Consider the following 19,987-nt stretch of genomic DNA (forward strand, 5'->3'; position numbering starts at 1 on the left):
GGCCCAGGCTTCATGCCGGCGACGAGCGCAGCGAGGAGCGGGCATGACGGCGGCCTCCGATCGGTTGCTGCGGCGTCTGGAGTGGCAGGTGCTGCGCCGCCTCGACGGGCGTCTGCAGGGCGGGCACCGCACGGTTTGGCGCGGCGCCGGGCTCGACTTCAGCGACGTGCGCGTCTACACGCCCGAGGACGACGTCCGGCACATCGACTGGAACGTCACCGCGCGGATGGACGAGCCGTTCGTGCGCCAGTACACCGAGGACCGCGACCTCACGGCGTGGCTGGTGCTGGACCGGTCCGCGTCGATGCGCGGCTCCGGCGGCCACGGCAAGGACGCGACCCTCAACGAGCTGGCCGTGTGCCTGGCCCGGCTGCTGACGTACCGCGGCAACCGGGTCGGCGCGATCCTGTTCGACAACCGGCACCAGCGGGTGATCCCGCCGCGCACCGGCCGCGACCAGGTGCTGCGGCTGACCCATGAGCTCGACGCGCCCGCGCCGCGCACCGACGCCGGGTCCACCACGGACCTGTCGGCGATGCTGCGGCTGGCCGCGGCCACGGCACGGCGGCGCAGCCTGGTGCTGGTGCTGTCGGACTTCATCGGCGACCCCGGCTGGGAGCGGTCGCTGGCGCTGCTGTCGCACCGGCATGAGGTGGTCGCCGTGCGCATCGTCGACCCGGCCGAGCTGGAACTGCCCGACCTGGGCATGATCGTCGTCGAGGACGCCGAGACCGGCGAGCAGCTGCTGCTCGACAGCGGCGACCCGCTGCTGCGCGGCCGGCTGGAGGCCGAGGTGCAGGCCCGGGAGAGCGGGCTGGCCGAGACGATGAGCCGGGCCGGGGTCGCGGCCCATCGCGTCACCACCGACACCGACCTCGTCGACGCCCTGGTCGACATGGTGCGCCGGACGAGGCGGAGATCTCGATGACCGTGCAGTATCCGTTCCTGATCGCGCTGGCCGTGGTGGGCACCGGCGTTGCCGTGCTGGCGTACCTGCGGGTCCAGCGCCGCCGCGCCGAGGCGCTGCGTGGCGCCGGGATCGGCCTGACCGCGGCGGGCGGTCGCGGCTCGGTCCGCCGGCACCTGCCCTACATCCTGTTCCTGGCCGCCCTGCCGATGCTGCTGACGGGCCTGGCCCGCCCGCACGCGGAGCTGCCCGTGCCGCGGGTGTCGGGCACGGTGATGCTCGTGTTCGACGTGTCCAACAGCATGGCCGCCACCGACGTGGAGCCGTCCCGGCTCGCCGCCGCGCAGACCGCCGCCGCGTCCTTCGTCGACCAGCAGCCGTCCACCGTGGACATCGGCGTGGTCATCTTCGGCCAGGGCGGCCTGCTCACGCAGACCCCGACCCCCGACCGGGCCGCGGTGAAGAACGCCATCACGCGGCTGAGCACCAGCGGCAGCACCTCGCTGCGGCAGGCGATCCTGACCGCCCTGTCGGCCATCGTCGGCAAGCCGGTCGAGCTGCCGGCGCAGGAGGACGCCGCCCCGCCCGACCTCGGCTACTGGGGCTCGGCGACCATCATCGTGTTCTCCGACGGGCAGGAGACCGAGAGTCCCGAGCAGGCGCAGGCGGCCGCCGCGATGGCCGGTGCGGCAGGGGTGCGCATCGAGACCGTCGGCATCGGCACGCCCGCGGGCACGACCGTCGAGGTCGAGGGCTTCCAGGTCGCCACGGCGCTCGACGAGGTGCTGCTCACGGACCTGGCCGCGGTCACCGGGGGCACGTACCACCCGGCCCGCGACGCGGCCGCGCTCGACGACATCCACCGGTCCATCGACCTGCGCATCACCACCGAGCCCGAGCACATCGAGCTCACCGCGCTGTTCGCGGGCTCCGCGCTGCTGCTGCTGACCCTCGGCGGACTGCTGATGATCCGCTGGTACGGAAGGATCGTCTGATGTCGCTCGCCTGGCCGTGGGCGCTGGCCGCCCTGCTCGTGATCCCGCTGCTGCTGGTGGTGCGCTGGTGGCTGAACCGGCGGCGGCGCAAGGTGGCCGTACGGGTGTCCAGCATCGCGCTGATCCGGGCCGCGCTGCCGGGCCGTTCCCGCTGGCAGCGGCGCATCCCGGCGGCGCTGTTCGCGCTGGGCCTGCTCGCGCTCGGGCTGGCCGTCGCCCGGCCGCAGGCGTCGCTGGCGGTGCCGCAGGACTCCACGGCGATCCTGCTGGCGTTGGACGTCTCGCAGTCGATGTGCTCCACCGACGTCCCGCCGAACCGGCTGACGGCCGCGCGGGAGGCGGCCCGGGAGTTCGTGCTGGCGCAGGAGGACGGGACCCGCATCGGGCTGGTCGCCTTCTCCGGCATCGCCGGCCTGCTGGTCGAGCCGACCGACGACAAGCAGGCGCTGCTCACCGCGATCGACGGTCTGCGCACGTCCCGCGGCACCGCCATCGGGCAGGCCATCCTGACCTCCATCGACGCCATCGCCGAGATCAACCCGGCGGTCCCGCCGACCGGCGTGGAACTCGGCGCACCCGGCTCCCCCGGCTCCGGGGAGTACGTCGCCGACACGATCGTGGTGCTGACCGACGGCGCGAACACGCAGGGCGTCGACCCGGTCACCGCGGCGCAGGAGGCCAAGGCGCGCGGCCTGCGGGTGTACACCATCGGGTTCGGCACCACCGAGCCCGCGCCGCTGATCTGCAGCGCCGACCAGATGACCGCGGGCTCCGGCGCGCGGCCGGAGTGGCAGGGCCGGGGCGGCGGCGGCCGGCGCGCCCAGCTGATCGACGAGGAGACCCTCGGCGAGGTCGCCGAGCTGACCGGTGGCGAGTACTTCCGGGCGCAGGACGCCGAGCAGCTGGTGGGTGTGCTGACGGACCTGCCCAGCACGATCGTCACGCAGAAGGAGGACGTCGAGATGACCGTCTGGTTCGTCCTGGCGGGGGCGCTGCTGGCGGGCACCGGTGTGGGGCTGTCGCTGCGCTGGAACCGTTCCTGACAGCCCACGCGACACACGACGGCCCCGGCGCGCGAGCACCGGGGCCGTTTCCGCTGCTGCGCTGATCGGGCGGGTGGACCGTGCCGGTGCCGGAGGGCTGTCGCGCCGCGCGGATACGCTGGAGGCATGGTCGATCGGCGGCAGGTGCTGCACTTCCGGGTCCGGGCCCAGCAGCTCGACCGGGTGTCGGGGACCCTCGCCGACACCGCGGTGCTCGACCTCGGCGTGCAGGACACCGGCCCTGACGGAGCCGCATGGGCGCTGGCCGTCCGCGGGGTCGACATGGCCGCGCTGTCTGCTCAGGACACCGCCCTGCTGTGGACGGTCCGCGGCGCGCCCCACCTCTACCGCCGGGGCGACGTGGGCCGGATCGCGGCCGCGGTCGAGCCGTTCTCCGACGCCGACGCCGGCAAGCGCATCTACGACGCGGCCAAGCCGCTCAAGGCCGCCGGTGTCGCCAACCTGGCCGCCCTCGACGAGGTGGCCGCCCGGATGCACGAGATCGTCACCGGGCCCACGGTCAAGGGCGACGTGTCGGGAGCCCTGGCGAAACTCATGCCAGAGCCGTACCTGCGCTTCTGCCGCCCCTGCGACACGATCCACCTCTACGAGATGCCGTTCCGGCTGGCCGCGCTGCGTGCCGGCCTGGAACTGCAGCTCGGCACCTCGCCCCCGGTCCTGCGGCGCACCGCCGGCTTCCGCAAGGCCGCCGCACCGGGCGAGCGCTTCGACGTGGTACGGGCCTACCTTCGGCTGCTCGGCCCGGCCACCCCGAAGCACGTCGCCGACTACCTGGACGCACCGGTCAAGGACGTGCGGTCGCGCTGGCCCGACGACGTGGTCGAGGTGACGGTGGGCGGCGAGAAGCGCTCACTGCTGGCCGCCGACGAGCCGGCCCTGGCCTCGGCGAGCGCCGACACGACCCGGCTGCTCGGCCCGTTCGACCTGTTCCTGCAGGCCAAGGACCGGTCCACGCTGGTCGCCGACGAGGCCCGCGCCAAGCAGCTGTGGCCCGTGCTGGGCCGGCCGGGTGCGGTGCTGTCCGGTGGCGAACTCGTCGGTGTCTGGCGTCCCCGCAAGTCGGGCAGGAAGTTCACGGTCGCCGTCGAGCCGTGGGGCGTGCTGCCGGCCCGGGTCCGGCAGGCGGTCACCGAGCAGGCCGAACGGCTCGCCGCATTCCGCCGGGTCGAGCTCACCGCCGTCGAGTTCGCCGACTAGGTCGTGATGCGGTGCGGCGAAAGTCCCGGGAGAAATTCTTTGGCAGAGTGTCGGATCCGGGGCGGGTCGTTCGTAGCTCAGGTGAGACGCGGCCGGAGGGCCGCTGGGACGAGAGGGTTTTGGCATGACGCAGTACTTGATCTCGTTTAACGATGGCGCGATGGACCACATCACCGCCGAGGAACTGCCCGACGTGGGCAAGGCCGCGCACGCGGTGTGCCAGGAGGCCATGAACGCCGGCGTGTGGGTGTTCGGCACCGGACTGCAGCGGCAGCAGGCGAGCATCGTGGCCACTGACGGGGTGGTCACCGACGGCCCCTACCCGGAGACCAAGGAGGTCATCGGCGGGTTCGTGGTCGTCGACGTGGCCTCGCGCGAAGAGGCGCTGGCATGGGCGGCCAAGCTCGCCGCTGCTTGCCGCTGTGCGCAGGAGGTCCGGCACCTCATGCCCGACCCTGAGCTCGAACCGATGCTCCGCCAGGCCGACAGGTGATGCCGGCATCCCGACGACGAGTGCGACTCTCGTGGCAACGGCCGACGGCGCGGGTCTACGGGCCGAGCTGACCGCGACCGCTCACCGCCGTGGCGGATGCATGGCGGGAACCATCGGGGCAAGGCCGAGTTCGGCGACGGCGGCGGCACCGCGGGTGGCGTGGTCGCCTCCGGCGAGCACCAAGGTCCGCGCCGCCTGATAGCGGCAGCCGGCGGCGTCGAACTCGGCCGCCGTGGCGAGCAGCCGCTCGCGGTCGTCGTCGAGCAGGGCCGAGGCCCGCTCCACGATGGCGGCGGCAACGGGGTTGCCCGCCACGGCGGTGCGGGCCACCGCCAGGCGACCGGCGGCGTCGGGGTGGCCGGCGAGCACGGCGGCTTCGGCGCGCAGGGCCACATACCAGTGGTGCCAGATCCAGGTGACCCACTTCCACACGTCGGCGGGCTCGGGTGCGGTCCGCCGCAGCGCGAGGTCGGGCTGGCCTTCGTGGAGCAGGCCGAGCGCGTCAAAGACCGCGCCGTAGCCGTAGACGTGCTCCGGCGGGGTGCCGAGCTGCTGTAGGACCGCGGTCCAGTCGCGCCTGGCTTCGTGGTCGTCGCGCAGTCCGTGGATCATCGCGACGGCCGCCACCGCGGGGCCCAGCACGGACCTGGCCGGGCTGCCGGCCCGCTGCCACGCCTCGAGGAACCGGTCGCTGACGGCGAGCACGTCGTCCACGTCGCCCGCCAGCGCGTCGGTGACCAGCAGCCAGCTTGTGGCGCGGTGTCCGACCTCGGCCAGCAGCGGGTGCTCGGCGAGTCGCCGGGCCCACCGCCGGGCTGCCGGCAGGTCGCCCGCGCCGAGGGCGGCCTCGGTCGCCATGCCGAGGGCGTCGAGCAGCTCATGGGTCGCCGTCGGGGTGTCCGGCAGGGACGACAGCAGCGCGACCCGGCGGCGGGCGGTGGCCGCGGCGGCGAACGCGTCGCCGGCCCAGCTCTGCGCGCCGGTGAGCGCGTCGAGCGCGGCGGACTCGGCGAGGGGGTCACCCGTGCGGGCGGCGAGTTCGACCGCCCGTTCGGTGCGCGCGGTCGTGTCCTCCACGGCGTTGTCGGCCGGGCCCTGGGCCGCGCCGAACGCGTCGGCGAGGACCCCGGCCTCGGCCAGCGCCACCGCGGCCCGGGCGGCCGGATCGTCGCCGGCCAGTTCCCGTGCCTGTGTGACGAGCACGACCGTCTCGTCGTACGTCGGGAGGTGCTCGAACTTGCTCCAGAACCGGTGCGCGTTGGTCGCGGCGGTCGCCAGGTCGCAGGCGGCCGCGGCGGGGTCCCCGGCGCGCCGGGCCGCGTCGGCGGCCGCGCGGTGCAGCCGGTACATGTCGTCACCGCGTATGCGGCAGCCGGCCACGGCCGCGGCGAGCCGGAGCGTCGCGGCGGCGTCGGCCGGGTCGTCGGCGAGTGCGGCGGCCTGCTCGTATCGCAGCTGGGACTCGCCGGCGTAGGTGCGGGTGAAGCTCAGCTCCGCGAGCGACCGGGCGAGCCGGTACGCGTCCGTGCGCTGCTCCGGCCGGTCGGCGGCCCAGGCGAGGGCGGCGCGTACGTCGTCGGCCGTCGCGTCGAACCGGGCCCGCCAGTCCGGGCGCGCCACGGCCAACTCGGCTGCTTTGGCCAGGCACCAGCGCAGGTGCCGGAGGCGGACGTCGTCCAGCTCACCGGCCTCGGCGAGCCGCTCGGCCCCGTACTGGCGGATGGTCTCCAGCGCCCGGTACTCGGTCGTGCTCCCCGACGCGGTCACCGCCAGCAGGCTCTGCTCGGCCAGCCGAGCCAAGCCGTCGACGACGACGCCCCGCTCGGCCCCGGCCACTTCCGCAGCCGCCTCGACGCTGAACGGCGCCACGAACACCGACATCCGGCGCAGCAGCGCCTGATCGGCGGGCTCCAGCAGGGCGTGGCTCCAGTCCAGCGCGGCCCGCACCGAGCGGTGCCGGTCGTCGGCGCGGGGGCCGCCGGACAGCATCCGCAGCTGGTCGGACAGCCCGGCGGTGAGGCCGTCCAGCCCGAGCATGGGCCACCGGGCGGCGGCCAGCTCGATCGCCAGCGCCACCCCGTCCAGGCGTTCGCAGACCGTCGCGATGTGCTCGCGCATCACCGCGTCGGGCGGCCAGCGCAGCTCCGCGACCCGGTCCAGGAACAGCGCGACGGCGTCCGATTCGCCGTCGCCGGCCAGCGACATCGGCGGGACCTGGTACACCCGCTCGAACGGCACCATCAGCCGGGCGCGGCTGGTCGTCAGGACCGTCAGCCGGGGGCAGGTCGCGAGCAGCCGCTCCAGAAACGGGGCCACCCCGTCCCGGACGTGCTCGCAGTTGTCGAGCACCAGCAGGGCGTGCCGGTCGGCCAGCGCGGCGAACACCGACTCGTCCATGCCGCGACCGGGCTGCTCGCCGAGGCCGAGCGCGGCGGCGATCGCGCCCGCGACCACGCAGGCGCCCGGGTCGGTGACCGGGACCAGGTCGACGAACCACACGCCGTCGGCGAACTCGCCGGCCGCGTCGGCGGCGACGGCCAGCGCGAGCCGGGTCTTGCCGACTCCGCCGGGGCCGACCGCGGTCACCTGCCGCTGCGTCTTGATCATCTCGGCGAGTTCGGCGCGTTCCCGCGACCGGCCGACGAACGAGGTCAGCGGTGTCGGCAGGACCGGCGCCGGGTGGACGCGGTCGGCGCGGGTCAGCTCGGACGCACGCTGGGCCAGGGCCCGCCGGTCCGGAGCCTCGACCTTGCGCAGCAGCGAGGAGACGTGGCTCTCCACGGTCCGGACCGAGATGAACAGCCGCGCCCCGATCTCGGCGTTGCTGAGGTGCTCGCCCAGCAGCGCCAGCACCTCGGACTCCCGGGCTGAGATCTCCACCGTCGTCGCCGTCATGGCCCCATTCTGGCGCACCGCTCCGTACTGCCGATCCGAGGTGCTTTCCGTGCTCGGCACCGATGTCCTCGCCACGTCCCGCCGCCACGCTCAGAGCAGGCACATCGGACATCGGAAACGGAGCACGACATGAAGCGACCACGAGACGGCGCATGGACCTGGCTCGGCTCGGTCGGCCGGCTGGGCAGGCACCCGGCGCTTCGCTGGATCCTGCCCGCACAGCTGGTCTCCGCTCTCGGCGACGGCATGAGCATGGTCGCGGTGGCGTGGCTCGCGGTGCAGCTCGCACCGGCCGGGCAGGCCGGGGTCTGGACCGGGCTGGCGATCGCGGCTTACACACTGCCGGCCCCGCTCGGCGCGGCCCTGCTCGCCCGGCTGATGCGCCGGCTGCGCGCCGCGCAACTGATCGCGGCCGACGCCTCGGTGCGCGCCTTCACGCTGGGCACGGTCGCGGTCCTGGCAGTGACCGGGCTGCTGCACCCGGTCGCCTACGTCGCGCTGCTGGCGGTCTCGTCGCTGCTGCACGCATGGGGCAACGCGGGGGTGTACACGCTGGTGGCGGAAGTGCTGCCGGAGGAAGACCAGGTCACCGGGAACGCGCTGCTGTCGACGTTCGCCCAGTCGGCGTTCGTCGTCGGGCCGGCCCTGGCCGGCGGGCTGACCGCGCTGGCCGGGCCGGGCTGGGTGATCGGCGTCGACGCGGCGAGCTTCGCCGTGCTGGCGGTCGCCGCGTGGGCGCTTGCCGCGCGGCAGGCCACCGATGCCGCTACCGCCACCGCCGCGGACTCACCGCAAGCACCGGCGAGCGGCGGCTGGCGCGCCATCCTCGACCGGCCGCGCCTGCTCGGGCTGCTGGTCGTCACCTGCGCGTTCTTCTTCCTGTACGGCCCGGTCGAGGTCGCTCTGCCGGTGCACGTCGCCCATGGCCTGCACGGCTCACCCGGTCTGCTGGGCCTGTACTGGACCGCGTTCGGGATCGGGGCGACGGTCGGCTCGCTCGGGGCGGTGCTGCTGCGCCGTCGCGCACCGTGGCGGGTGGTGGTCGCCATCGTCGTCGGCTGGGGCGCCGCCCTGCTGCCCCTCGGGCTGACCGACGCCGTCGCACCGGGCCTGGCCGGGTTCGCGGCCGGTGGGCTGATCTACGGCCCGTTCACCGCCATCTCGACGGCCCTGTTCCAGCGCGGCACCCCGCCGCACGTGCTCAGCCGCGTACTCGCGGCCCGGTCCGCGCTGACCGCCCCCGCCACCGGGCTGGGCACGCTGGTCGGCGGCCCGCTCGTCACAGCGGTCGGCGGCCGGCACACCCTGCTGATCTCGGCGCTGCTCACCATCGCGCTGGGCCTGTCCGTCGCGGCCGTGCTGCGGCTCAGCCGGCGCACGGCGGGCACCGGTCCGGCGGCCGCGCCGACCCCCGGCAGGGCCGCGCAGGAAGACCTGCTGGTCGGCGCCGGTGCGGCACCGGCCTCGCGGCACCTGCCGTAGGCGGTCCCCGTACCCCCGGTCCGTGGTCGGTTCCGTGGTCGTCACGGATGCGGGCCGACCCTCGCGAACGACAAGCTCTATCCAGTTCCCGCTGGTCACGGCGGAGCGCACCGACCGGGCCGCAACGGCCCACGACCTCAGGAGTGATCATGACCGGCTCTTCCACCCATGGCGGCAAGACCGTGCTGCACCCCGTCTCCGACCTCGCGGCGGCGAAAGCCGTGTACGCCGCGCTGCTCGGCGTGCCGCCGCAGACCGACTCGTCGTACTACGTCGGCTTCGACGCCGCGGGCCAGCAGATCGGCCTGGTGCCCGCCGGCGGCCCGCAGGGCCTGACCTCGCCGGTGACCTACTGGCACGTGCCGGACATCGAGGCGAAGCTCGCCGAGCTGACCGCCGCCGGCGCGACCGTGCAGCAGGCCACGCACGACGTCGGCGGCGGCCGCCTCGTGGCCACCGTCACCGACCTCGACGGCAACGTGCTGGGCCTGCTGCAGGACAGCTGATCCGGCGCGAAGCCGCGCGACGGGGACGGCGGCACCCCGCTGCCGTCCCCGCGACCACGAACATCCGTCAATCACGGAACTAGCGGTCCGAGCGGGCGCGCACCTTGGTGAAGAAGGCGCGGATGTCGGCCGCGTGTGCCGACGGCTGCTCCATCGCCACGAAGTGGTTGCCGGGGTTGCCCTCGGGCCAGTGCACGATGGTGTTGTCGCGCTCCGCGAGCCGCCGCATCAACGCGGAGCCGCCGCCGTACACGCCCGACGGCACCTCGCGCTGTCCCCTCGGCCAGGCGAACCCGCCGTCGTCGGCCAGGGTCAGCAGGTCGTACATCGGCCACGAGGACGATCCCGACGTGCCGGTGAACCAGTAGAGGCTCGCGTTGGTGAGCAGCTGGTCCCGGTCGATGACCTGATCCGGAGTGTCGGCCATGAAGGCGAACTCCTTGAACTTCTGCGTCAGCCAGGCCAGCAGCCCGACCGGTGAGTCGTGCCAGGCGTACGCGAAGGTCTGCGGCGCGGCCCGCAGCAGCGCGTGATGGTCCACGCCACCGCTCATCCACTGCTGCATGAGGTCCCACTCGGCGCGTTCGGCCTCGCTCATGCCCGGCACGTCGGCCGCGGTGGGGAACCCGAAGCCGCCGTCGATGTGCACGCCGACGACGTGCTCCGGCGCGACCTTCGCCACCTCGGGGGCCACGTACGCGCCCAGGTCGCCGCCCTGCGTGCCGTAGCGGTCGTAGCCGAGGCGGCGCATGAGTTCGGCCCACATCCGGGCGAGCCTGCCGACCGTGAAACCGGTCTGCGGCGGCGCCTGCGAGAACCCGAACCCCGGCACGGACGGCACCACCACGTGGAAGGCCTGCCCGGCATCGTCGCCGTGGGCGCGCGGGTCGGTGAGCGGCCCGATGAGCTCGGTGAACTCGACGATCGAGTTGGGCCAGCCGTGCGTCAGGATCAGCGGGAGCGCGTCCGGTTCCGGCGAGCGCACGTGCAGGAAATGCACGTCCAGGCCATCGATCTCGGTGGTGAACTGGGGGAACTCGTTCAACCGCGCCTCCTGCCCGCGCCAGTCGTAGCCGGTGGCCCAGTACTCGGCCAGTTCCCGCAGGTAGTCCACCGGCACGCCGCGGCTCCAGCCGTCGCCGGGCGTCTGCCGGGGCCAGCGGGTCCGGGCCAGCCGGTCACGCAGGTCGTCGAGGTCGGCTTGGGGGATGTCGATCCGAAAAGGCGTCATGCGGGCCACGCTAGAACCCATGTAGGTCAGGTTCTGTCACACATGACCGCCATGCTGGAAAACATGAGCGACACCCCCGCCCGGCTGCTGAACCTGCTGTCGTTGTTGCAGACTCCCCGGGAATGGCCCGGCAGCGAACTCGCGACCAGGCTGGAGGTCAGCGTGCGCACCATCCGGCGCGACGTGGACCGCCTGCGCGACCTCGGCTACCCCGTGCAGGCGACGATGGGTGCGGTGGGCGGCTACCGCCTGGTCGCCGGCAAGGCCATGCCGCCGCTGCTGCTCGACGACGACGAGGCGGTGGCGATCGCCGTCGGCCTGCGCACCGCGGCCGTGCACGCGGTGACCGGAATCGGCGAGGCCTCGGTCCGGGCGCTGGCGAAACTCGAACAGGTGCTGCCGTCGCGGCTGCGCCACCGGGTCGGCGTGCTCGGCCGGGCCACCGTGCCGATGACGGGCTGGGACGGCCCGACGGTCGACCCGGAACACCTGACCACGCTGGCCGCCGCCGTCGGCAACCGGGAACGGCTGCGGTTCGGCTACCGGCGGCGCGGCGGCGCGGACAGCGAGCGGCTGGTCGAACCGCACAAGCTGGTGTCCGCGGGCCGCCGGTGGTATCTCGTCGCCTACGACGCCGACCGCGCCGACTGGCGCATGTTCCGGGTGGACCGGATGAGCGCGTTGCGCCCGACCGGGCAGCGCACCGCACCGCGGACCCTGCCGGCCGCCGACGCCGCCGCGTACGTGACCGCCAAACTCAGCGAGCTCGCGCCCGTGTACCAGGCCGTGGCGACCCTGCACGCGCCGCTGGAGCAGGTGGCGGGACGGGTGGGCGACTCCCCCGCCGACCTGGTGCCGATCGACGCGGCCAGTTGCCGGTTGACCAGCCACACCGAGCCGCTGGAGTGGCTGGCCTGGCGCCTGTTGATGCTCGGCTGCGAGTTCGAGGTGCACTCGCCGCCGGAACTGGTCGCCTACCTGCGCGAGACGGCCGGGCGGGCCGCCCGGGCAGCGAGCGGCGGTTCCTGACCCGGGCGATAGGACGCCGAGCGACCGGCCTTGTCCGGCCGCCGGGACCGTCGCGCGGGGCCGCGGCCCGCCTCCGCCCGCGGGTAACCTGCTGCGGTGATGCTTCCGCTGCCGCCCGGGGAGTTCCGGGCCTACCTGTTCGACTGCGACGGCACCGTCGCCGACTCGATGCCGCTGCACTACCGCGCGTGGTCGCAGGCGGTCGGCGAGTGGGGCTGCGACCTGCCCGAGGACCTGTTCTACGCGTGGGCCGGCCGGACGGTGGCCGACGTCATCGCCGACCTGAACACCACGCGCGGGCTGGCCATGCCGGTCGCCGAGGTCGACCGGCGCCGGGAGAGCCTTTATCGGGAGCTGCTGCCGCAGCTGACGGCGGTGCCGGAGGTGCTGGCGCACATCGAGCACGCCCATGGGCGGATCCCGTTCGCAATCGTCTCCGGCGGGGGCCGTGACTCCGTCGCCAGGTCGCTGACGACACTCGGGCTGCTCGACCGGTTCGACCTGATGGTGTGCGCGGAGGACTACACGCGGGCCAAGCCGGATCCGGAGGCGTTCCTGCTGGCCGCGCGGCGGCTCGGGGTCGCGCCGGAGCACTGCGTGGTGTTCGAGGACGCCGACCTGGGCATCGAGGCGGCGACCGCGGCGGGCATGGCCTGGGTCCGGGTGCCGCACCCCTGGCAGCGCGGGATCCCGGCGGCGACCCCGGCCTGATCCACGAGAAAGGCCGGGGTGCGCAGCTGCGCGCACCCCGGCCTCAGTTCAGCTCAGGTCAGGGCTGCTGACCGGAGGCGCCGATACGTCGCACGACCACCGCGGAGTTGACCACGGTGACACCCGGCACGGTCGAGGCGGTCATCTCAGTGGTGAGAACGCCGGAACCGGGCAGGATGCCGCGGAGGTTGACCGTGTAGGACGCCGAACCGCCCGGAGCCGGGTCGGTGCTGGTGACGACCAGGTCCTCGGTCGGCAGGGTGCCGACGGGGAGCTGCTCGCCACCGGTGCCGTCCGCGCTCTCCGCGCCCACGATGAACGCCTGACCACCCGGGGCGGCGGGCAGCGCGGCCGCGTCGTACGCGTACGAGATGTCCTGGGTGCCGTTGACGCCGATCCAGATCTGGAAGTGGCGGTTGGAGTTGGTGCCCCACACGTCCACCTGCCACTCGATGACCAGCCAGGTGTCGACGTTGTCGGTCAGCGTCGCCACCCGCACGCCCTCGTCGTTGGTGCCGTCGAGGTCGCTCCAGAACGGGGCCAGCACGTTGTTCGGGCGGGCCGTGTCCGGGATCTGGGTCAGGTTGCAGCAGTTGTTGTCCTCGCTGGTGGCGCCGCCGACGACCGCGTAGCCGTTGGACAGGATGCCGATGGAGGTGTACGTCAGTCCGTTGTAGACGTACGGCGGCACGGTGTAGTTGATGATCGACTCATCGCCCAGCGGGTCCGGTTCGATGTTGAACGCCGCGAGGGGGATGTAGCCGGCCGGTCCGGCACCGGGCGCGATCGACGGCACACCCGGCTGCGCGCCGGCGAGCGTGACGTCGTTCTTGGTGACCAGCCACGGGTTGTTCACGGTCGCGCCGGTCGCGCCGGTGGCCGCGAGGTTGAGGTCGAGCTTGGTCTTGAGGTCGGCGGTGGCCTCGGCGAACGAGTTGTTCGTCGCGGTCACCGTGCAGCTGGTGGTGCCCAGCCAGGAGATGGAGCTGTCGGCGCAGGTGCTGGTCAGGCTGACGCTGCCCTGCTGCGGCACGAACGCCACCGGCAGGTGCAGGGTAGGCATGCCGGAGCGGGTCGGGTCGAGGCTGATCTCCCCGAAGTACTGCGCCGTCGGCGCGCTGGACGCGATCGTGATCGTCAGCTTGGCCGACTTGCCCGGGTTGAGGGTGAACGTCGACGGCGAGACGGTGATCTTGCTGCCCGTGGGGGCAGTCGTGGTCACCTTGTAGGTCTGCGCCTTGCTGCTCACGTTGACCGCGGTGCGGTACGTGGTGAGCCGGCCCGGCAGGGTCGGCACGTTGATCGACGGCAGGTTCAGGTGCACGGCCGCGATCGGGTCGTTGCCCAGTGAGTACATCCGCTCGGCGGACTCGTCGAAGGTGATGCCCGGGTTGGACGCCTTCGTCAGGTCGAGACGGCCCGAACCCTGGTCGAACGGGTCGGCGGGGGTGACCGTGTCCTCCTTGAGGACCGACGTCTTCGCGGTGGTCATCATGGCGGACTTGATCTGGCCGGGCGTCCACGTCGGGTGCGCGGCCTTGAGCAGCACGGCCGCGCCCGCGATATGCGGAGCGGACATGGACGTGCCGGCGATCGCCTGGAAGTACTCGCCCGCCGGGCCGCCGTCGACGGCGTCCGGGGTGGGCGTGTTACCGGCCAGGATCTGCACACCCGGGGCGGTGATGTCGGGCTTGATGCCCAGCCCGCCCGGGCCGCGCGACGAGAACGCCGCCATCACGTCGCCCTGGCCGTTGTGCTTCTGGCCGGCGGTGAAGGACGCGGTCAGGCCGGCGGGGTGCGCCGTCACGAACGCGTTGAACTGCGTGCCGTCGGCCAGGTGCACCGTCGGCAGGAAGTGGTTGTCGGTCTCGATGTCGGCCAGCGAGGCGTTGAACAGGATCATGCCTGCCGCGCCGCCCGCCTTGACGTTGTGACCCTTCTCCACGCGGGCGTTGACACCCCGCTGGCAGGCCACGATCTTGCCCGCGACCGAGGCCGGAGCCGGAGCCTGGCACAGCGCGTCGCCGTACGACGACGCCATCACCACGGGCAGCTCGCCGACCCCGGCGGTGATCGACGCGCCGGTCAGCACCAGCGTGTCCGCACCCGACTTGAGGGTCAGCGTGGACACGAACTCGCGGGTCTGGGTCGACGCCGCGACGGTGGTGACCCACGGGGACACGTGGTCGGTGGTCGCCGAGCCGGGACCGGAGTTGCCGGCCGAGGCCGACACGAACACGCCCGCGGCGTACGCGTCGAGGAACGTGAGCTCCACCGGGTCGGTGAACGGGTTGCTACCGCCCGAGATCGAGTAGTTGATCACCGATACGCCGTCGAGGATCGCCTGCTGCGCGGCAGCGGCCAGGTCGGAGCTGTAACCGCCCTGCGGGCCGAGCGCCTTGTACACCGACACCCACGCACCCGGGGCGACGCCGTTCAGGGGACCGCGCTCGACGCCGAACACCGTCGCGGAGGCGAGCTTGTTGCCGGCAGAGGTGGACGCGGTGTGGGTGCCGTGGCCGCCGCTGTCACGCGCGGAGTGGTAGACGTCGTCGCCGGTCTGCGCGTCGTAGGTGTCGAGGAACTTGCCGCCGCCGATGAGCTTGTGGTTGCAGACGAACACGTCCGCGGCGGGGGTCAGCGGGTTGTCGCCGAAGTCGCACTCGCGCGGCGTGCCGTCGGCCTTGGCCGGCGCAGCGCCCAGGTTGCCCTGGTCGGCGAACGACGGGTGCTCCGGCCACGCGCCGGTGTCGATGACACCGATGATGACGCCCTTGCCCGCGTTGGCGGTGCCGCCCAGGCCCGGGTAGAGCGAGGTCGCGCCGATGAACGGGGCGCTGGCGTCGGTGAGCGGCTTGCGCAGTTCGTCCTTCTGCACCGCGGACACGCCCGGGATCTTCAGCACGTCAGCGATCTTGTTGGCGGGCACGACCGCCGCGACGCCGCCGTAGACGGTGCGCAGCCGCTGCCCGGCCTTGGCGCCCGACACCTTGCCGAGCGCCTTGACGAACGCGTCCTCACGCTCGGCGAGGTAGCCCTCGTAGCGCTTCTGCGTGGCGTCGCCCGACAGCTTGCGGCCGGTGACGCGGGGGCTGGTCGCGGCATAGCCGTCGATGCCTCCGGCGTAGGTCGCGACCGCGTCGACGTCGAGCTTGACCAGCACCGGCACCAGGGCGGTGTCGGTGCGGCCGAGCAGCGCGGGGTCGGTCTGCGCGAGCCGGCTGCTGGGGGTCTTGTCCGCCGTGATGTGCGAGGTCGCCGTCACCTTGTTCGCCTTGAAGGGCGAGGGCTGCGGAGCCGCCATTCCGGGAGTGGTCCACGTCGCACCGGCCAGCGGCACGACGAGAACCCCCACGAATGCAGCTCGTAGCCACCTGGGTGGTCTCATCCGGACACCTTTCTGAGGGCATGAGCGAAGAGGGCGGCGCACGGAGCCACAGCGCGGTCCGAAAAACGTTAGCGCCGCTAAGGGGAATGCGAAGGGATCGTTGCACAAGAATGCATTCCGGCACCAGAGTCTCAACGGCCAGGACAGCATCCGACAGTGTCCGAACAGGACCCTAAACGACACGGGACGACCCCGCACCTGGCGATGTCGACGCAGGTTGCGGGGTCGTGGCGTCCATCATGGACGATGGTGCGGCAAGCGCCGCATCTATACCAGCGTATTTCGATGTGCTGGTTCAGCGACAGGAGACGGCGATAGCCTTGCTCCGCCTATTTCCGGACATTCCTTCTTCGCCCATTCATCCGGTCACCGCGACTCGTCGCCAGGCGCCTTGCCGGCCGCGATGTGCCGCAGCACCCGATGGAAGGTCGCCCAGTCCCCCGCGCCGACCTCGTCGCGCCAGCGGTGCTCGGTCTCGCCGAGGATGTCCAGGATGCGGGTCTGCAGGCGCAGTCCCTTGGCGGTGGGGCGCACGATGCGGGCGCGCCGGTCGGCGGGATCCGGGTCGACGCGCAGGAAGCCGGCCTGCTGCATGGTGGCGACGAACTCGCCGAGGGACTGCTTGGTCATGCCGACACGGGCGGCGAGATCGGTGGGGCGCATGCCCTCGGCCGGGGTCAGCGACAGCAGACGCAGGTGGGAGCCGCGCAGGTGATGCGGCTCGTCGGCGACCTCGGCCTCCATGCCCCGCCGGGCCACGGTCAGCGCCTGTCCCAACAGGTCGAACACGTGCGGGGGATCGCCGTTGACCGAACTCATCAGGCTACCTTACTATCTTCCCAGGTCGTCAGGTAGCCTTACTATCCCGGAGCCGGTGATGGAACTGTCTGCAACGGAAGTGGCCGAGGTCGCCGAGCTGGTGCTGGGCGACGGCGCGTCGCCGGGCACCTGGCACGTGGAGCCGATCGGCTACCAGTCCGGGTCCCCCGCCACCGGAGGCCTCGCCCGCGTACGCGGCGACGGCGACGGCCGCGCGTGGAGCGTCTTCGTCAAACTGGTGCACCATCCCCGGCACTGGCCGCTGCTGCACCTGGTGCCCGAGTTGTTCCGCGAGGAGTTGTGCAGCACCCTGCCGTGGCGGCAGGAACTGGCGATGTGGGAGCAGCCGTTCGCCGGCTACCTGCCGGAGGGCCTGCGGGTGCCCGTCCTGTACCGGATCACCGAGCTGGACGACGACCGGTTGCTGCTGTGGATGGAGGACGTCGACGCAATAGCCGACGCCGACTGGACACTCGACCACTACCGGCGCGCCGCCACGGCACTCGGCGGGCTCGCCGCACGGCGCAGCGCGCCGCACCTCCTCGCCGGCGCGGGCGACCGGGGCTGGGCGCTGCGCATGCTCGTCAGCGGCCGCGTCCTGCGCGGCGCGGTGCCCGCCCTCGACGAGGATCGGCTCTGGGCGCACCCGCTGGTCGCCACCGCGGTCGACGCGGAGCTGCGCGACGACCTGCGCCGGATCGCCGCGACCCTGCCCGCGATCCTGGACAGGCTCGACGCCCTGCCCCAGGCGCTGGCACACGGCGACGCCAGCCCGCAGAACCTGCTGGTCCCCCGTGGCGAGCCGGGCGTCTTCGTCGCGATCGACGTGGCGTTCCAGTGCCCGCTCGCGGTCGGATTCGACCTCGGCCAGCTGCTCGTCGGCCTCGCCCACGCCGGGCACGTCCAGGCGAGCGCCCTGCCCGCCATCCACGACGCCATCGTGCCCGCCTATCTCGACGGCATGCGTGCATACGGTGTGGAGGCCGACCCTGATGCGGTCACCTACGGCTACGTCGGCGGCCTGGTCGCCCGCGCCGCCCTCACCTCGCTGCCGCTCGAGACGCTGAACGGCCCGCAGACCGAGCAGCTCGCCGCCCTGTGGCGGCAGCGTGCCGCGCTGACCCGCTTCCTCGCCGACCTCGGCCTCGACCTGATCCGATCGACCGCGGCCCACGCCGCCTAGCGCGGGCCGGATTCAGCGGCTGTCGCGACCGGCCTGGCGGCGGGCGCCGGCGGCCCGCGACGAGGCCTGCCGCTTGCGCAGCCCCGGCGAGTCCGGTGAGCGGTCGGCCACCTGGCTGCTCGGCCGAGCCTTCGGCGGGCGCGAGGGCCGCGGCGGGGTGGTGTTGCGGCTCTCCTTGGCCAGCTGCAGCCGTTCGGCCTTGAGCTGCTGCGCGCTGGCTTTCGCGGCGACCGCGACGGCCCGGCTCACCCGGGCCAGCGCGTCCTCGAACACCTCGGCCTTCTGCCGGTCGCGGGTGCCCTTGGGGTTGGCCTTGCCCCGGCCGCCGGACTCGGTCACTCGGATGCCGGACTGGCGGCGGTAGAGCTTGACGTACTTGTTGCGCGCCCGCCGGATGCGGTCGTGCAGGTCGAGCAGACCGTCCTCGTCGAGATCGGTGAGCCGTTCCCGCTCGGTGTCGCGGACCAGCATCATCTCGTCCTCGGTGAGCGTGTTCAGAACTGCCGTCGTCATAGCTCCCCCGACCTCGCACGCGGCGCGCCGCAGCGGTGCTGTCGCAGGTCATGCTATGTCTCAGGCGGACGGCGACGGGCCGGAACGGGGCATCGGGCCGGTGCCCGCGATCGGCGGGATGCGCTGCGTGTCGAGCAGGCCGGGCCATTCCGCGGCGAAGCGGCTCATCGCCTCCAGCGCCTTGAGCCGGTCCTTGCCCGCCTCCCGGGCCGCGTCGTCGTCGACCTGGGCGGCCATCAAGCGGCCGTCCATCTCCCAGCGCGGGTAGCCGGCCAGTCGCCCGGCGGTCTGCACGGCGCGCGCCACGAATCGGCGCGACAGGTCGACAAACTTCTCCTCGATCCCCATGACGGCGCTCCTCTCAGCGCTGGCGACCTGCGGAAACAGCCGGCATCCTCTCCTCGATCATGCGGGTACGGCGGGCCGTTTGGCGAGCGCCCTTCCAGCTTTGCATCGTTTTGCGCATCGATCGACCGTCGCGGGCCGGCCCGCGACGCATTGACGTATGTCGCCGCAGACTTCAATATGTCTCTCTACACGAAACACTGTTTCTCCTACAGAAACGGGAGCATCGCCTTGAGGACATCGACCCACCGGGTACGGCGCGCCGCCGTCGCCGCCCTCACCGCCACCCTCGCGGCCGTGACCGCCGTGCCGGCCGTCCCCGCGCCCGCCTCCGCCGCCTACTCCTCGGTCGCCGTGTACGCGAGCACCGTCAACGGCGACGCCGCCGACATCTACCACCCGGTCACCGGCTCCCCGCACGACCCGTGGCCGGTGGTGCTGCTGTTGCAGGGCGCCAACGTGGACAAGGCGCAGTACTCCGGCTACGCCGCCAAGGTCGCCTCGTACGGCTTCGCCGTCGTCGTGCCCAACCACTTCCAGGTGCTGTTCGGCCAGCCCGGCCGCTACGCCACCGGCGCGCAGGCGGGCTGGACCGTGACCTGGGCCCAGGCGGAGAACGTCCGCGCCGGCTCGCCGCTGTTGGGCGCGCTCGACCCGAACCGGCTGCTGCTGCTCGGGCACTCCTTCGGCGGCGCGGCGGCGCTCAACCTGGCCACCGGCCTGTGCACCCCGCCGTTCTGCGCCGCGCCCGCGCCCGCTCCGCCGCAGCTCAAGGCGATCGCTTTGTACGGAACCAACAACACCCAGCCCGGCACGGGCACCACGCCCCCGGTGGCCAACACGGTCCCGGTCGCCCTCATCCAGGGCAGCGCCGACGGCATCGGCAGCCCGGCCAACGGATACGCCACCTACCAGGTGGTCACCTCGCCCCCGAAGCTGTACGCGAGCATGCTCGGCGCCAACCACTACGGCATCACCGACGCGCAGAACCCGGCCGGCGCGCGCCCCGACCCGTCCCCGCAGACCCTCGCCCAGGCGCAGAGCGTGGAGACCGCGGCCCGGTGGAGCGCCTACTGGCTGCGCGCCGAGCTCGGCGACCCGGTCGGCCAGGCCTGGGTCTACGGCTTCGGCGACCTCGTCGACGCGAACGTGACCACGGAGTTCGCGCACTGACCCAGGTGGGCGACCGCCCAGGTACGAGCCGGACCGCCACGCAGGCGGCCCGGCTC

The 19,987-nt window shown here is 73.0% G+C and carries 17 protein-coding genes; 11 read left to right on the plus strand and 6 right to left on the minus strand.

Features of this window, described 5'->3' with window-relative positions:
• Positions 1-43 precede the first annotated feature (43 nt).
• The 5 genes from F9C41_RS37735 (at position 44) to F9C41_RS37755 (ending at position 4,656) form a co-directional block, all read left to right on the plus strand.
• Complete coding sequence (locus F9C41_RS37735) at positions 44-928, plus strand: DUF58 domain-containing protein (RefSeq protein WP_155391634.1); 885 nt, start codon at positions 44-46, stop codon at positions 926-928.
• A complete protein-coding gene (locus F9C41_RS37740; RefSeq protein WP_155391635.1) occupies positions 925-1,902 on the plus strand; it encodes a VWA domain-containing protein in 978 nt (325 codons plus the stop codon). The genes F9C41_RS37735 and F9C41_RS37740 overlap by 4 nt, the downstream gene beginning before the upstream one ends.
• Positions 1,902-2,945 (plus strand): VWA domain-containing protein, encoded by a 1,044-nt coding sequence (locus F9C41_RS37745; RefSeq protein ID WP_155391636.1) that lies wholly within the window; start codon positions 1,902-1,904, stop codon positions 2,943-2,945. The genes F9C41_RS37740 and F9C41_RS37745 overlap by 1 nt, the downstream gene beginning before the upstream one ends.
• A 126-nt stretch (positions 2,946-3,071) precedes the next feature.
• On the plus strand, positions 3,072-4,163 hold the full coding sequence (locus tag F9C41_RS37750) for a winged helix DNA-binding domain-containing protein (protein ID WP_155391637.1): 1,092 nt from the start codon (positions 3,072-3,074) through the stop codon (positions 4,161-4,163).
• A 124-nt stretch (positions 4,164-4,287) separates the two neighbouring features.
• A complete protein-coding gene (locus F9C41_RS37755) occupies positions 4,288-4,656 on the plus strand; it encodes a YciI family protein (protein ID WP_155391638.1) in 369 nt (122 codons plus the stop codon).
• 81 nt (positions 4,657-4,737) lie between these two features.
• On the opposite strand, the gene F9C41_RS37760 is transcribed toward F9C41_RS37755, so the two are convergent.
• Positions 4,738-7,551, minus strand: a complete 2,814-nt coding sequence (locus F9C41_RS37760) for an ATP-binding protein (RefSeq protein WP_155391639.1) — start codon at positions 7,549-7,551, stop codon at positions 4,738-4,740.
• A 129-nt stretch (positions 7,552-7,680) separates the two neighbouring features.
• Between F9C41_RS37760 and F9C41_RS37765 the strand changes: the two genes are divergently transcribed.
• On the plus strand, positions 7,681-9,033 hold the full coding sequence (locus tag F9C41_RS37765; RefSeq protein WP_155391640.1) for an MFS transporter: 1,353 nt from the start codon (positions 7,681-7,683) through the stop codon (positions 9,031-9,033).
• A 149-nt stretch (positions 9,034-9,182) separates the two neighbouring features.
• Positions 9,183-9,539: a VOC family protein gene (locus F9C41_RS37770; RefSeq protein ID WP_155391641.1), complete on the plus strand. Its 357-nt coding sequence runs from the start codon at positions 9,183-9,185 to the stop codon at positions 9,537-9,539.
• Between the two features lie 79 nt (positions 9,540-9,618).
• Here F9C41_RS37770 and F9C41_RS37775 read toward each other — a convergent pair whose 3' ends face one another.
• Positions 9,619-10,770: an epoxide hydrolase family protein gene (locus F9C41_RS37775; protein WP_155391642.1), complete on the minus strand. Its 1,152-nt coding sequence runs from the start codon at positions 10,768-10,770 to the stop codon at positions 9,619-9,621.
• A gap of 63 nt (positions 10,771-10,833) precedes the next feature.
• Here F9C41_RS37775 and F9C41_RS37780 point away from each other — a divergent pair, with 63 nt between their 5' ends.
• A complete protein-coding gene (locus tag F9C41_RS37780; protein WP_155391643.1) occupies positions 10,834-11,799 on the plus strand; it encodes a helix-turn-helix transcriptional regulator in 966 nt (321 codons plus the stop codon).
• 99 nt (positions 11,800-11,898) lie between these two features.
• Entirely contained in the window at positions 11,899-12,510 is a 612-nt protein-coding gene (locus F9C41_RS37785; RefSeq protein WP_330164807.1) for an HAD family hydrolase, read from the plus strand.
• A 58-nt stretch (positions 12,511-12,568) separates the two neighbouring features.
• Here F9C41_RS37785 and F9C41_RS37790 read toward each other — a convergent pair whose 3' ends face one another.
• Both F9C41_RS37790 and F9C41_RS37795 read right to left on the minus strand, forming a co-directional pair.
• A complete protein-coding gene (locus F9C41_RS37790; protein WP_230690310.1) occupies positions 12,569-15,898 on the minus strand; it encodes a S8 family serine peptidase in 3,330 nt (1,109 codons plus the stop codon).
• Between the two features lie 366 nt (positions 15,899-16,264).
• Complete coding sequence (locus F9C41_RS37795; protein ID WP_155391645.1) at positions 16,265-16,717, minus strand: MarR family winged helix-turn-helix transcriptional regulator; 453 nt, start codon at positions 16,715-16,717, stop codon at positions 16,265-16,267.
• A gap of 58 nt (positions 16,718-16,775) precedes the next feature.
• Here F9C41_RS37795 and F9C41_RS37800 point away from each other — a divergent pair, with 58 nt between their 5' ends.
• Positions 16,776-17,900 carry an aminoglycoside phosphotransferase gene (locus F9C41_RS37800; protein WP_155391646.1) on the plus strand — a complete coding sequence of 375 codons (1,125 nt, stop codon included), beginning with the start codon at positions 16,776-16,778 and terminating at the stop codon, positions 17,898-17,900.
• Between the two features lie 12 nt (positions 17,901-17,912).
• Here the strand turns inward: F9C41_RS37800 and F9C41_RS37805 are convergent, their stop codons facing one another.
• Together F9C41_RS37805 and F9C41_RS37810 are read right to left on the minus strand one after the other, a co-directional pair.
• Entirely contained in the window at positions 17,913-18,413 is a 501-nt protein-coding gene (locus tag F9C41_RS37805; RefSeq protein WP_155391647.1) for a hypothetical protein, read from the minus strand.
• A gap of 60 nt (positions 18,414-18,473) precedes the next feature.
• On the minus strand, positions 18,474-18,761 hold the full coding sequence (locus tag F9C41_RS37810; protein WP_155391648.1) for a hypothetical protein: 288 nt from the start codon (positions 18,759-18,761) through the stop codon (positions 18,474-18,476).
• Between the two features lie 228 nt (positions 18,762-18,989).
• Between F9C41_RS37810 and F9C41_RS37815 the strand changes: the two genes are divergently transcribed.
• On the plus strand, positions 18,990-19,931 hold the full coding sequence (locus tag F9C41_RS37815; RefSeq protein ID WP_196280125.1) for a poly(ethylene terephthalate) hydrolase family protein: 942 nt from the start codon (positions 18,990-18,992) through the stop codon (positions 19,929-19,931).
• Positions 19,932-19,987: the final 56 nt, after the last annotated feature.

Source organism: Catellatospora paridis (assembly GCF_009720365.1).
GTDB classification, from domain to species: Bacteria; Actinomycetota; Actinomycetes; order Mycobacteriales; family Micromonosporaceae; genus Catellatospora; species Catellatospora paridis.

Bases quoted from the DNA above. Each gene is read 5' to 3' on its own strand.
- F9C41_RS37785 (WP_330164807.1), top strand. From the start codon at position 11,899: ATGCTTCCGCTGCCGCCCGGGGAGTTCCGGGCCTACCTGTTCGACTGC.
- F9C41_RS37780 (WP_155391643.1), top strand. From the start codon at position 10,834: ATGAGCGACACCCCCGCCCGGCTGCTGAACCTGCTGTCGTTGTTGCAG.
- F9C41_RS37765 (WP_155391640.1), top strand. From the start codon at position 7,681: ATGAAGCGACCACGAGACGGCGCATGGACCTGGCTCGGCTCGGTCGGC.
- F9C41_RS37775 (WP_155391642.1), bottom strand. From the start codon at position 10,770: ATGACGCCTTTTCGGATCGACATCCCCCAAGCCGACCTCGACGACCTG.
- F9C41_RS37735 (WP_155391634.1), top strand. From the start codon at position 44: ATGACGGCGGCCTCCGATCGGTTGCTGCGGCGTCTGGAGTGGCAGGTG.
- F9C41_RS37805 (WP_155391647.1), bottom strand. From the start codon at position 18,413: ATGACGACGGCAGTTCTGAACACGCTCACCGAGGACGAGATGATGCTG.
- F9C41_RS37755 (WP_155391638.1), top strand. From the start codon at position 4,288: ATGACGCAGTACTTGATCTCGTTTAACGATGGCGCGATGGACCACATC.
- F9C41_RS37760 (WP_155391639.1), bottom strand. From the start codon at position 7,551: ATGACGGCGACGACGGTGGAGATCTCAGCCCGGGAGTCCGAGGTGCTG.
- F9C41_RS37770 (WP_155391641.1), top strand. From the start codon at position 9,183: ATGACCGGCTCTTCCACCCATGGCGGCAAGACCGTGCTGCACCCCGTC.
- F9C41_RS37745 (WP_155391636.1), top strand. From the start codon at position 1,902: ATGTCGCTCGCCTGGCCGTGGGCGCTGGCCGCCCTGCTCGTGATCCCG.
- F9C41_RS37750 (WP_155391637.1), top strand. From the start codon at position 3,072: ATGGTCGATCGGCGGCAGGTGCTGCACTTCCGGGTCCGGGCCCAGCAG.
- F9C41_RS37740 (WP_155391635.1), top strand. From the start codon at position 925: ATGACCGTGCAGTATCCGTTCCTGATCGCGCTGGCCGTGGTGGGCACC.
- F9C41_RS37795 (WP_155391645.1), bottom strand. From the start codon at position 16,717: ATGAGTTCGGTCAACGGCGATCCCCCGCACGTGTTCGACCTGTTGGGA.
- F9C41_RS37790 (WP_230690310.1), bottom strand. From the start codon at position 15,898: ATGAGACCACCCAGGTGGCTACGAGCTGCATTCGTGGGGGTTCTCGTC.
- F9C41_RS37810 (WP_155391648.1), bottom strand. From the start codon at position 18,761: ATGGGGATCGAGGAGAAGTTTGTCGACCTGTCGCGCCGATTCGTGGCG.
- F9C41_RS37800 (WP_155391646.1), top strand. From the start codon at position 16,776: ATGGAACTGTCTGCAACGGAAGTGGCCGAGGTCGCCGAGCTGGTGCTG.